Below are 12,127 nucleotides of genomic sequence, written 5' to 3'. Positions count from 1 at the left end.
GAGCACCATGAACGCACAAGACGTCGCCAACTACCTGCAGGCGCATCCGGCCTTCTTTGAAGAGCATGCGGAGCTGCTGGCTGCCGTCCAGCTCACCAGCCCGCACAGCCACCGCGCCGTGTCGCTGCAGGAGCGCCAGATGGAAATCCTGCGCGACAAGAACAAGCACCTCGAGCTCAAGCTGTCGGACCTGATGCGCCACGGCAACGAGAACGACCGCACGCAGCAGCGCGTGCACGCCTGGACGACGCGCCTGCTGGGCGAGGCCGACACGCATGCGCTGCCGTATGCCGTGCAGGATGGCCTGCGAGAAATCTTCGACGTGCCGGCCGTGGCGCTGCGCGTGTGGCAGGTCGGCGAAGAATTTGCGCACCTGGAAGTCGCGCAGGGCGTAAGCGAAGAAGTGCGCCTGTTTGCGGCCGGCCTGCGCGCGCCGTATTGCGGCGCCAACGCTGGTTTTGAGGCAGCCGGCTGGCTCGATACGTCGGACAGCGGCGAGCCCATCGAATCGCTCGCCATCGTGACACTGCGCGTGCCCGTGCGGGGCGATGCCGATGTCAGCGCTGCGCCGGCATTCGGCCTGTTGGTGCTTGGCTCGCCGGACGCCCGTCGCTTCCATGACGGCATGGGCACGACTTACCTCGCGCAAATCGGCGAACTGGCCGCTGCCACGCTCAACCGCCTGCGAGACTGAGCGCAGCCCGCCGCATGCCGCAATCTGCATCCACCGATGACCATGGCGCTCAGGCGCCGCATCCGCAGATTGCGGCGTACCTTGACGCACTGAAGTTCGAGCGGCAGCTCTCCCCGCACACGCTCGAGAGCTACACCCGCGAGCTGGCCGTGCTGCAGCGCCTCGGCGCGCAGCACGCCGCCAACGTCGATCTCACGCAACTGCAGTCGCACCAAATTCGCCGCATGATGGCGCAACTGCATGGCGATGGCTTGTCGGGCCGCAGCATTGCGCGGGCGCTGTCGGCATGGCGCGGCTGGTTCAAATGGATGGCGCTGCGCGATGCCGCTGTCACCGCCAACCCGGTCGACGGCGTGCGTGCGCCGAAAAGCCCGAAGCGGCTGCCGAAAGCGTTGTCCGTTGAGCAAGCTGTCGCGCTGATGGAGCAACTGCCTGGCGACGATGCCGAGACGATTCGTGACCGTGCCGTCAACGAGCTGTTCTATTCGTGCGGGCTGCGGCTGTCCGAACTGGTCAGCCTGGATATGCGGCACGTGAAGGCCGGCGAGTATGAATCGGCGAGCTGGCTCGATCTGGAGGCGCGCGAGGTGCAGGTGCTCGGCAAGGGCAGCAAGCGGCGCACCGTGCCGGTGGGCACCAAGGCGGCGGAAGCGCTGGCTGCGTGGCTGGCGGTGCGCGCGCAGCTTGCCAAGCCGGACCCGGCACCTGAAGACGCGCACGCGCTGTTTCTCTCGCCGCGGGGCAAGCGCTTGGCGCAGCGGCAGATTCAATTGCGCATGAAGCGCAACGCCATCGCGGCAGGAGTGCCGGCGGATGTGCATCCGCACGTGCTGCGGCATTCGTTTGCCACGCACATGCTGCAGTCGTCGGGCGATTTGCGTGCGGTGCAGGAACTGCTCGGCCACGCCAGCATCGCCAGCACGCAGGTTTATACTTCGCTCGATTTTCAGCACCTGGCCAAGATCTACGATCAGGCGCATCCCCGCGCGAAGAAGAAGTAGCGCTGCCCGCTTTCCCGGGCGAACCATCCCAGTCGTATGCAAACCCTGATTCTCAAGCCCGGCAAGGAGCGCTCGTTGCTGCGCCGGCACCCGTGGATTTTCGCCAACGCCATCGATCGCGTGGAAGGCAAGCCCGCCTCCGGCACGACCGTCATCGTGCGCGCGCATAACGGCCAGTTTCTGGCGCGCGCCGCGTTCAGCCCCGTCTCGCAGATTCGCGCCCGCGTGTGGAGCTTTGATGAAGCCGAGCCCATCGATCACGCGTTCTTCAAACGCCGCATTGCCGCCGCCGTGGCGTACCGCCGCGCGTGGGTGCACGACACCGACGCCGTGCGCCTCGTCATGGGCGAAGCCGACGGCCTGCCTGGCTTGATCGTCGACCAATACGGCACGGGCGAGGATGGTAACGGGGGCCAGCTCGTCTGCCAGTTCAGCGCAGCGGGCGTGGAGCACTGGAAGCAAGCGATCGTTGCCGCGCTCATCAAAGAGACGGGCTGCCCGAACGTGTACGAACGTTCCGACGTGAGCGTGCGCGAGCGCGAAGGCCTGGAGCAGATGACCGGTGTGCTGGCTGGCGCCGAGCCGCCCGCCGATCTGTCCGCCACTGAGCACGGCGTCCGCTATTACGTGGACGTGCGCGAGGGCCATAAGACCGGCTTCTACGTGGACCAGCGTGACAACCGTGCGCTCGTCGGCGCGCTGGCCAAGGACCGCGATGTGCTCAACTGCTTCTGCTACACCGGTGGCTTTTCGCTGGCGGCGCTGAAGGGCGGGGCACGCTCGGTGGTGTCGATCGACTCGTCGGGTGAGGCGCTGGCGGTGGCCGAGCGCAACGTTGCGCTCAACGGCTTCGATCCGACGCGTGCCGAGTGGTTGGATGCGGATGTCTTCAAGTCGCTGCGCAATTTCCGCGCAGAAGGCCGTCAGTTCGACCTGATCGTGCTGGACCCGCCCAAGTTTGCGGCGTCGGCGCAGCAGGTCGATCGCGCGGCACGGGCGTACAAGGAGATCAACCTGGTCGGCATGCAGTTGCTGCGCCCGGGCGGTCTGCTGTTTACGTATTCGTGCTCGGGTGCGATCGATGCTGACCTGTTTCAAAAGATCGTCGCGGGCGCGGCCGCCGATGCCAAGGTGACGGCACGCATCCAGCGTCGGCTTGCTGGCGGCGTGGACCATCCGCTGCTGACGAGCTTCCCGGAAGGCGAATACCTCAAAGGGCTCCTGCTCCAGATCGGCTAGCAATTTGTCGCAATTTTTGGCTTGTCCCGGCAAGCCTCCATTGCGAAGATGCGGTCCTTCGTCTTCCGCATCACGTGCATGGCTTCCAATGCTGCCCACCATGCGACGGGCTGGGCGGCAGGTCTGATTGCCGCCGCCGCCGTCGCGCAGGCTTCCCATACGTCTCTCGAACATCTCGGCAGCATCCTGGCGTTTTGCGCGGCGGTTGCCGGCAGCACCGCGCCTGACTGGATGGAGGTCGCCTGGTGGACGCGTGCTCGCCGCCTCTGGATCACGCACCGCACCGCCACCCACTGGGGCATTGGCTGGGTGGCGGTGCTTGTTTTGTCATATCAGGCGCTGGGCCACGGCCATCTGTGGGCGCCGTTGCTGTTCGGTTTCGCTTGCGGCGGGCTGATGCACCTGTTCGCGGATTGGCCCAATCCGTTGGGCGTGCCCTGGATCTGGGGGCGCCATTCCCTGAACTTGTGGAAAAGCGGCCGCTGCGATCTGATCGTGGTGATCCTGGCCTGGGCCGCGGCATGCTGGCTGGTGCGGCCGTTGTGGGCCGCGACGGCAACCCGGGTGGTTGGATGGCTCGCCCACCATGCGCGATGAGCCCAGCGTCTCGGCATTGTCTGATGGAAGCCGGGTCCGCGAACGACTAAGTTGGAACCGCCGGACGCCACGCGTCCGTATCCAACTTCGTTTGCGCAACGCTTGCGCAAACGCCCTCACCGGGAGTCGTCGATGACACTGGATGTGACGCGCCAAGACCCTCGCTACAACACGCTCAAACACGGCTTCAACCTGCGCTGGCCCTCGACGGATGCGCAGGCCGCCAGCCGCATCGCTCTCATAGAAAAGCCCGACGATGTGGCCCCCGCCGTGCAACGCATCATCAACGCAGGCCAGCGCCCGACGGTGCGCAGCGGCGGGCATTGCTACGAAGATTTCGTCTCCAACAACCCGGACGGCACGATCGTCGACCTGAGCCTGCTCGCCACGCCCGAGGTGCGCGCCGACGGTTCGGTGCGCATTCCGGCCGGTACGCAGAACTGGAACGGCTACCTGGAGCTGTACAAGCGCCACAACGTGACGCTGCCCGGCGGCTCGTGCTACTCGGTGGGCGCAGGCGGGCATATTTGCGGCGGCGGTTATGGACTGCTTTCGCGGCTGCAAGGGCTGACGGTGGATTGGCTCTCGGCTGTGGATATCGTCACCGTGGACAAGACCGGCAAGGCGGCTGCCCGCACGGTGGATGCAGCGCACGATCCGGATCTGTTCCGTGCCTGCCGCGGCGCTGGTGGCGGCAACTTCGGCGTCATCACGGGCTACACGTTCGCCAAGCTGCCGGCGGCACCGCAGGAAGTGGCGCTCGCCACCATGGCCTTCGACTGGGCCACCATGACGCCGCAGCGCTTTGCTGAACTGCTGCGCATCTACGGCGAATACTGGGAGACGCGCGGCAAGGATCCCGACACGTGGGGCATGTTCTCCTTGCTCAAACTCACACACAAATCGTCGGGGCAGATCGTGCTGCTCACGCAGTTCTGCAACCCTGATGGCACGTGTCGCGATCTCTCCGTCCTCAATGATTTTCTGAGCCGCTTCCAGGCTTGCGCGCCGACGCCGGTCAAGGGACGCCCGCCCGGCTACGGCCCCGCGCACAAGCAGGGTGTGGGGCAGCTGCTCTGCTCCAAGCCGCACACCATCGTGCAGTACGACTGGCTGACGGCCACCCAGTACCTGAACGGCTCGGGTGCCAATCAGCGCGGCAAGTACAAGTCGGCCTATATGAAACGCGGCTTCACGGCGCGCGAGGCGCAACGCATTTACGCCCACCTCACGCGGACGATGCCGGGCGTCGATCTGAGCCAATCGCTGCTGCAAGTCGATTCGTACGGCGGCGCCGTCAACAAGGCCGAGCGCATTGGCGATACGGCTGTGCCACAGCGGGCGTCGATCATGAAGCTGCAATACCAGACGTACTGGACGTCTGCCGCCGACGATGCCGGCCACCTGCGCTGGATCGGCGATTTCTATCGCGACGTCTACGGCGCGCCAGACGTGCCCGCGCCGCACAGCGGCACGCCATACCCCGGCGACCGGTACGAGGGCTGCTACATCAACTACCCCGATGTCGACATGCTGGCCTACCCGTTTTGGCCTCAGCTGTACTACGGCAGCGGCGACCTGTACGCGTTTCTGCAGGATGTGAAGCACCGGTATGATCCGAACAACATCTTCCACCACGCGATGTCCGTGCGTGTTTGATGGAGCCATCCCATGACCAATCGTCTTCGTCGAACTTTCATGCAGTGGACTGGTAGCTTGCCTTTGCTGGGCGCTCTTCCCAAAACCGTCATGGCCCAGGCGGGCGAGCAAACCGCTGCGTCGGGTGTGCAGCCTGCGGGCAATGCGCGCCCTCCTCGTTTCGCCTATGTCGGTACCTACACGTTCAACGCACCGGGCGGCACTGCCGGCGGCCCGGCTGCTCGCGGCATCTACGTGCTGGCGCCGCGCGGCGATGCGTGGACGCACGTGCAGGTGGTCGAAAGTGCCAATCCGTCGTTCCTGGCCGTGCACCCGAATCAGCGATTCCTGTACGCCATCAATGAACTGGAGGTCTACGAGGGCCGCCCGAACGGCAGTGCCGAGGCGTATGCGATCGATCCGCGCGACGGCAAGCTGACGCTGCTCAACCGCCAGCCGCTGTCTTTGTCGGGCACGAACCCCGCGCATGTGGTCGTGTCGCCGGACGGCAAGCACCTGTGCGTATCGATCTACAGCGGCGGCGCCTACAACGTCCTGCCGATCGGCGAGGACGGCAAGCTCGGCACCGTCACCGGCATCTTCAAGGACACCGGCTCCGGCCCCCGCCCCGAACAGGAAGCGCCGCACGCGCACATGATGCTGTTCGATACCACCGGCCAGCACGTGATCGGCACCGACCTGGGCACCGATCGCATCAACGTGTTTGCGATCGAGGGCGGCAAGCTTGCCCCGCGGGATCGCGCGCAGCTCAAGCCCGGCAGCGGCCCTCGCCACCTGGCACTGCATCCGCAAGGCAAGCTGCTCTACGTCATCAATGAACTCGAGGGCTCAGTCGCCTGCCACGGTTACGACCCCGCCACCGGCCACGTGCAGGAAGAGCGCCAACGCATCTCTACCACCCCTGCCGACTACACCGGCCAGAAGAGCGGCGCCGAACTGCTGATGCATCCGTCGGGGCGGTTCCTCTACGCCAGCAACCGGAAGCTGAAGTCGGATCACGCGCTTGCCGACAGCGTGGCCGCATTCAGCATTGACGCCTCGGGCAAGCTCGCGCCGCTTCAGTACTGGAGCGAAGCTGTGCACTTCCCGCGCGCGATGACGATGGCGCCCGACGGCAACCACCTCTACGTGCTCAACCAGAAGGGCGACACCATCCTGAGGCTGCGCATCGACGGACAAACCGGCAAGCTGGATCAGCCCACGGTGGTGGCGAAGGTGTCGACGCCGGTGTGCCTGGTGTTCGCGGCATAAGCGGTATCGAAGCGCGAAAAGAAACCCCGGGCGGCGTAAGGCCGCCCAATTGCAACTCAATTGCAGCAACCCGCGCCCCGTGGGACAATCCCGCGCATGAACAGCCGGCCCACGCGCGACGATCTCGCCACTTCGCAATCCCATTCGCCTGAAGAGGCTGCCCGCGCACGCCTGCGTGGCCTGGGTAGCCGCGTGACCGAGCCCCGGGTACGCGTGCTTGCCGTGCTGATGCAGGGCGCCGATCCGCTCTCGCACCAAGCCGTGTGCGACGCGCTGCCCGACGATTCGGGCATCGACCGTGTGACGGTCTACCGCGTGCTCGACTGGCTCGTGGCAGGCGGCATCGTCCACAAGACGGCGGGGGCGGATCGTGTCTTCCGCTTCAGCCTTGCCGAGCACGACGCCGCGCGCGAAGCGGCGCACCGCTCGCACAGCCACTTCCACTGCACGCAATGCGGGCGCGACTTCTGCCTGGAAGGCGCCGAGCCGCCGGCCATGCCGAAGGCCGGCCTGCCCGCCGGCTTCGCGGCCGACCATGCTGAACTCACCATCAAGGGCGCCTGCGCGGATTGCGCGCATCTGGCGATCCATCACAAGACAGGAAACGCACCATGTCCAAAATGATCCCGGTCACCATCCTGACGGGCTTTCTCGGCAGCGGTAAGACCACGCTGCTCAAGCGCATCCTGACCGAACAGCACGGCATGAAGATCGCCGTGATCGAAAACGAGTTCGGCGAAGAGAACATCGACAACGACATCCTCGTGCAGGACGGCAACGAGCAGATCGTGCAGATGAGCAACGGTTGCATTTGTTGCACGATCCGCGGCGATCTGGTGAAGGGGTTGTCGGACCTGCTCACCCGCCGCGACAACGGCCAGCTCCAGTTTGACCGCGTGGTCATCGAGACCACCGGTGTGGCCAACCCCGGCCCCGTCGCGCAGACGTTCTTCATGGACGACGAGATCGCCAGCCGCTACCTGCTGGATGCCGTCATCACGCTGGTCGACGCCAAGCACGGCAACATGCAGCTCGACAAGCAGGAAGAAGCGCAGCGCCAAGTGGGCTTTGCCGATGCCATCTTCATCACCAAGAGCGATCTGGTTTCCGCCGACGATGTGGATGCACTGCGCCACCGCCTGCTACATATGAATCCGCGCGCGCCGATCCGCACCGCCAATTTTGGTGAGACGCCGATCGACACCATTTTTGACCTGCGCGGCTTCAATCTGAACGCCAAGCTGGAGATCGATCCCGACTTCCTGCGCGAAGACGATCATGACCATCACCACGAGCATGATCACGACCACGCTTGCTCGGCCGACTGCGACCACGATCACGATCATGGCCATCAACATGGCCACGGTCGCCACCATCACCACGGCCATGCGCACCACACGGACCGCATCGCCTCGTTCGTCTTCCGTAGCGAACGGCCGTTCAATTACACCAAGCTGGAGGAATTTCTCTCCGGCGTGCTGAATATCTACGGCGAGAAGCTGCTGCGCTACAAAGGCGTGCTGTATATGGAAGGCGTCGACCGCAAGGTCGTGTTTCAGGGCGTGCACCAGCTCATGGGCAGCGACGTGGGGGGCAAATGGGACGGCGAGACCCCTTCCAACCGCATGGTGTTCATCGGTGTGGACCTGCCGCGCGAAACGATTCTGAAAGGATTGGAGAACTGCCTGGCCTGATTCCGGCGCTTTTTCCCTCCTTTTGGGTGGCCCCGCCGCGCGGTTTCAGGCAGAATCCGGGCCGGATTTTGTGTCCGTGTTTCTCCGATAGTTCGGTTAATATCGTTCAGCTACAATAGGTCGATTTAGAAGCACGTCGTCCGAAGCACGTCCGATAGGAGAGCAGGCGATGGTGACTAAGACCAAGGAAGGACGCGGCGCCAACGGCGGTGCCGGGCGGTCCGAAACGGAGTCGGCAGCAGCCCAGGCTGCGCCAGCCACCCGAAAAAAAGCGGCAGGGGGCGCCGCTGCGGGAGAGGCAAAAGGAGGCGCGCGGGGCGGCAAGTCCGCCGCAAGCCAGAATGAGTCCGGCGCATCCCCGCGCAAGGACGACGCGACAGCCGAGACGGCGCGCGACTTACCAGGATCATCTGCAGCAACCATGAGCAGCAAGAAACTACTCACCGAAGCCGAAATCCTGAAGATGAGCGACAAGGATTACATGAACGAGGCGCAGCTCGCCTTCTTCAAGGACCGGCTTGTAAAAATGCGCGATGAAATTCTCGCGAACGCCAACCAGACCACCGAGCACCTGCGTGAGACGGTGATCGTGCCGGACCCGGCTGACCGTGCCACCATCGAAGAGGAGCACGCGCTGGAGCTGCGCACGCGCGATCGTGAGCGCAAGCTGCTCAAGAAGGTTGAACAGTCGATCGCCCGCATCGATGCCAACGACTACGGCTATTGCGACGAAACCGGCGAGCCGATTGGCATTCCGCGCTTGCTTGCTCGTCCGACGGCCACGCTGACGCTGGAGGCGCAAGAGCGCCGCGAAAAGCGCCAGAAGTTGATGGGTGACTGACGCGCGCGTCGCATTTGGTTAAATTTGCAGCCCGGTAACTCACCGGGCTGTTTGCTTTGTTTGGCCACAAACTGAGGCCACTGATCATGTCCCGTCCGCTTCCCGTTACCGTGCTGTCTGGCTTCCTGGGCGCCGGCAAGACCACGCTGCTCAATCACGTGCTCGCCAACCGCGAGGGCAAGCGCGTCGCCGTGATCGTCAACGACCTGTCGGACGTCAACATCGACGCGCAGCTCGTGGGCGATGGCACGGCCACCAGCGCGCAGCTTTCGCGCACCGACGAACGCATGGTGGAACTGTCCAACGGCTGCATTTGCTGCACGCTGCGCGAAGACCTGCTCGACGAGATCGCTCGCCTGGCCCGTGAAGACCGCTTCGACTATCTGCTGATCGAATCAACCGGCGTGGCCGAGCCGCTGCCGATTGCCGAGACCTTCACGTTTGAAGACGAGCACGGCGAGGTGCTGTCCGACCTCGCGCGCCTGGACACCATGGTCACCGTGGTCGATGCCCAGCACTTCCTGGTCGATTACGATGCCGCCGATTTTCTGGCCGACCGCGGCCAGGCGCGGGACGAAGATGACGACCGCACCGTCGTGGACTTGCTGATCGAACAGGTCGAGTTTTGCGACGTGATTGTGCTCAACAAGATCGACCTCGTGAGCGATGCCGAGCGCGCGCGCCTGGCCGGCATCCTGCACTCGCTGAACCCGCGCGCGCGCATCGTGCCGGCATCGTTCGGCAAGGTGCCGCTGGACGAGATCCTCAATACGCATCGTTTCGATTTCGATGCCGCATCCGCTGCGCCGGCGTGGCTGGCGGAGCTCCGCGGCGAACACGTTCCCGAGACCGAAGCGCTTGGCATCCGCAGCTTCGTCTATCGCCGCCGCGTGCCGTTTCACCCGCAGCGCCTGTGGGATCTGATGCATACCGAATGGCTGCGCGAACACGGTCGCGTGCTGCGCTCGAAAGGTTATTTCTGGCTGGCCTCGCGCATGGAGACAGCGGGCAGTTGGGGCCAGGCTGGCGGCGTGATGCGTCACGGCGGTGCCGTTGCATGGTGGGCAGCGGTGGATGAAGCCGAATGGCCCGACGAGGAAGAAGCCCGCGCAGACATTTCCGACAAGATGCACGACAACGGTGCGCCCGCGCGCTGGGGCGATCGCCGCCAGGAATTGGTCTTCATCGGTACCGATCTGGATGAAGCCGCGCTCACTGCGCAGCTCGATGCCTGCCTTCTGACCGACGCCGAGATGGCTGCCGGACCCGAAGCATGGGTCGCGCTGGCCGATCCCTTCCCCGCCTGGGCCTACGACGACCACGACGACACGGAGTGGGACGACGACCACGATCACCAACACGGTGACGACTGCGACTGCGGGCACCATCACTGAGCGCGCAGACCCCCTGCTTCATCGACGTTGACACCGGCGTCGTCCGGTCCCGACAATCCCCGAACGTTTTGCTTTCGTCATAAACCACGGGGAGTCGTCATGTCGGTCCTGCGTCTGCTGCGCGCCGCCAACCTGGTCGCTGCGCTGTCTTTTGCCACGACGCTCTCGGCGCTCACGCCGATTGCGGCGCATGCCCAGCCGGCATCCACGTTGGTGATTGGGCTATCGAGCGACATCACTTCGCTCGATCCGCACTTCCACAACGTCACGCCCAATTCGAACGTGGCCGAGCATATGTTCGAGGCGCTGATCGCCAAGGACGAGAAGATGCGTCTCAAGCCGGGCCTCGCCACGTCATGGAAGGCTCTGAGCGATACGGTATGGGAGATCAAGCTGCGCCCTGGCGTGCATTTCCATGACGGCAGCGAATTCACCTCGGCCGACGTCGTCTATTCGCTGGCGCGCCCGGCCACCATCAAGAACAGCCCATCGCCGTTCACGATCTACACGCGTGGTTTCAAGGACGTGACGGCGGTCGACAAGCTGACCGTGCGCATCACCACGAACGGACCATATCCGCTGGTGCCGAACGATTTGTCGACCGTCTACATGGTGTCGAAGAAGGCCGTCGAAAAAGCCGGCGCGGACGATTTCAACAATGGCCGCGCCATGATCGGAACGGGGCCGTACAAGTTCGTCTCCTTCAACCGCGGCGATCGGGTGGAGCTCACGCGCTTTGATGGCTACTGGGGCAAGAAGCCGCAATGGCAGCACGTGACGCTTCGCATCCTGACGGCCGACGCACCGCGCGTGGCAGCGCTCCTGGCGGGCGATGTGCAGGTCATCGAGAACGTGCCGAGCTCGGACATCAAGAAGCTGTCGACCAACCCTGCGGTGACGGTGTTCAAGATGCCGGTGTTCCGCATGATGTATCTGCACATGGATTCGAACCGCGACGTGTCGCCGTTCGTGACCGACAAGGCCGGGAAGCCGCTATCAAAGAACCCGCTCAAGGATCCACGCGTGCGCGAGGCGATCTCGCTGGCGATTTCACGCCAAGCCATCGTCGACCGCGTAATGGAAGGCGCTGCCGAGCCCACTGGCCAACTTGTCAACAGCGCGCTGTTCGGCCACGTCCCAGGCCTGAAGGCACCGGTGGCAGACCCGGCTGCAGCGAAGAAACTGCTTGCCCAGGCCGGCTACCCCGATGGCTTTGCCATCACGCTGCATGCCACCAACAACCGCTATCCGAACGATGACCGCGTCGCACAGGTGATCGCTTCGATGCTTTCGCGGGTGGGCATTGCCACCAGGGTCGAGACGCTGCCGTCAGCGTCGTTCTTCACGCGGGCGAACAAGCTGGACTTTTCGTTTCTGCAGGCTGGCTGGGGCGCGGATACCGGCGAAGCCAGTTCGAGCCTGAAGGCGCTGCTGGCCACCTATGATCCGGCGCGCGGTTGGGGCGCGTCCAATCGTGGGCGCTATTCGAATCCGGCGCTTGACGCCAAGCTGGCCGAAGCCCTGCAGACCTTGGATGACAGCAAGCGCGAGAGGCTGCTGCAGGAAGCCACGGAAATCGGCATGCGCGATTACGGCGTGATTCCGCTCTACTTCAATATCAACGTGTGGGCGGCCCGCAAGGGCTACACGGTGATACCGCGTCTGGATGAGCGCACCTACGCGTTCGATGTGACGCACTGAGGCGTAAGGATCCGCCAAAAAGCGATTTTCGGCGCACAAAAAGTGTGCGTTCTGAC

11 protein-coding genes are annotated in these 12,127 nt (G+C 64.4%); all 11 read left to right on the top strand.

Features of this window, described 5'->3' with window-relative positions; translation table 11 throughout:
* Positions 1-7: 7 nt before the first annotated feature.
* Complete coding sequence (locus NG898_RS09725) at positions 8-694, top strand: DUF484 family protein (protein WP_252692507.1); 687 nt, start codon at positions 8-10, stop codon at positions 692-694.
* Between the two features lie 14 nt (positions 695-708).
* Positions 709-1,695, top strand: coding sequence for a tyrosine recombinase XerC (xerC, locus tag NG898_RS09720; protein ID WP_252692119.1), 987 nt, complete (start codon positions 709-711; stop codon positions 1,693-1,695).
* Positions 1,696-1,731: 36 nt separating this feature from the next.
* Positions 1,732-2,934, top strand: a complete 1,203-nt coding sequence (locus tag NG898_RS09715; protein ID WP_252692118.1) for a class I SAM-dependent rRNA methyltransferase — start codon at positions 1,732-1,734, stop codon at positions 2,932-2,934.
* Between the two features lie 78 nt (positions 2,935-3,012).
* Positions 3,013-3,531 carry a metal-dependent hydrolase gene (locus tag NG898_RS09710; RefSeq protein WP_252692117.1) on the top strand — a complete coding sequence of 173 codons (519 nt, stop codon included), beginning with the start codon at positions 3,013-3,015 and terminating at the stop codon, positions 3,529-3,531.
* A 132-nt stretch (positions 3,532-3,663) separates the two neighbouring features.
* The gene (locus NG898_RS09705; protein WP_252692116.1) at positions 3,664-5,190 is read left to right on the top strand and encodes an FAD-binding oxidoreductase; all 1,527 of its coding nucleotides are present in this window, start codon (positions 3,664-3,666) and stop codon (positions 5,188-5,190) included.
* 12 nt (positions 5,191-5,202) lie between these two features.
* Positions 5,203-6,441: a lactonase family protein gene (locus NG898_RS09700; RefSeq protein ID WP_252692115.1), complete on the top strand. Its 1,239-nt coding sequence runs from the start codon at positions 5,203-5,205 to the stop codon at positions 6,439-6,441.
* A gap of 96 nt (positions 6,442-6,537) precedes the next feature.
* A complete protein-coding gene (locus NG898_RS09695) occupies positions 6,538-7,065 on the top strand; it encodes a Fur family transcriptional regulator (RefSeq protein ID WP_252692114.1) in 528 nt (175 codons plus the stop codon).
* Positions 7,053-8,135, top strand: a complete 1,083-nt coding sequence (locus NG898_RS09690) for a CobW family GTP-binding protein (RefSeq protein WP_252692113.1) — start codon at positions 7,053-7,055, stop codon at positions 8,133-8,135. Before NG898_RS09695 ends, NG898_RS09690 begins: the two co-directional genes overlap by 13 nt.
* Before the next feature lie 421 nt (positions 8,136-8,556).
* Entirely contained in the window at positions 8,557-8,976 is a 420-nt protein-coding gene (gene dksA, locus NG898_RS09685) for an RNA polymerase-binding protein DksA (protein ID WP_024977044.1), read from the top strand.
* Between the two features lie 86 nt (positions 8,977-9,062).
* Entirely contained in the window at positions 9,063-10,370 is a 1,308-nt protein-coding gene (gene zigA / locus NG898_RS09680; RefSeq protein ID WP_252692112.1) for a zinc metallochaperone GTPase ZigA, read from the top strand.
* 99 nt (positions 10,371-10,469) lie between these two features.
* Positions 10,470-12,071, top strand: a complete 1,602-nt coding sequence (locus NG898_RS09675) for an ABC transporter substrate-binding protein (RefSeq protein WP_252692111.1) — start codon at positions 10,470-10,472, stop codon at positions 12,069-12,071.
* The last annotated feature ends 56 nt before the right edge of the window (positions 12,072-12,127 follow it).

The sequence above is a fragment of the Ralstonia mojiangensis genome (assembly GCF_023955645.1).
Taxonomy (GTDB): domain Bacteria; phylum Pseudomonadota; class Gammaproteobacteria; order Burkholderiales; family Burkholderiaceae; genus Ralstonia; species Ralstonia mojiangensis.
Note: the sequence above shows the minus strand (reverse complement) of the source record. Positions and strands in the feature narration are given on the sequence as shown.

Bases quoted from the DNA above. Each gene is read 5' to 3' on its own strand.
- NG898_RS09725 (WP_252692507.1), top strand. From the start codon at position 8: ATGAACGCACAAGACGTCGCCAACTACCTGCAGGCGCATCCGGCCTTC.
- xerC (WP_252692119.1), top strand. From the start codon at position 709: ATGCCGCAATCTGCATCCACCGATGACCATGGCGCTCAGGCGCCGCAT.
- NG898_RS09715 (WP_252692118.1), top strand. From the start codon at position 1,732: ATGCAAACCCTGATTCTCAAGCCCGGCAAGGAGCGCTCGTTGCTGCGC.
- NG898_RS09710 (WP_252692117.1), top strand. From the start codon at position 3,013: ATGGCTTCCAATGCTGCCCACCATGCGACGGGCTGGGCGGCAGGTCTG.
- NG898_RS09705 (WP_252692116.1), top strand. From the start codon at position 3,664: ATGACACTGGATGTGACGCGCCAAGACCCTCGCTACAACACGCTCAAA.
- NG898_RS09700 (WP_252692115.1), top strand. From the start codon at position 5,203: ATGACCAATCGTCTTCGTCGAACTTTCATGCAGTGGACTGGTAGCTTG.
- NG898_RS09695 (WP_252692114.1), top strand. From the start codon at position 6,538: ATGAACAGCCGGCCCACGCGCGACGATCTCGCCACTTCGCAATCCCAT.
- NG898_RS09690 (WP_252692113.1), top strand. From the start codon at position 7,053: ATGTCCAAAATGATCCCGGTCACCATCCTGACGGGCTTTCTCGGCAGC.
- dksA (WP_024977044.1), top strand. From the start codon at position 8,557: ATGAGCAGCAAGAAACTACTCACCGAAGCCGAAATCCTGAAGATGAGC.
- zigA (WP_252692112.1), top strand. From the start codon at position 9,063: ATGTCCCGTCCGCTTCCCGTTACCGTGCTGTCTGGCTTCCTGGGCGCC.
- NG898_RS09675 (WP_252692111.1), top strand. From the start codon at position 10,470: ATGTCGGTCCTGCGTCTGCTGCGCGCCGCCAACCTGGTCGCTGCGCTG.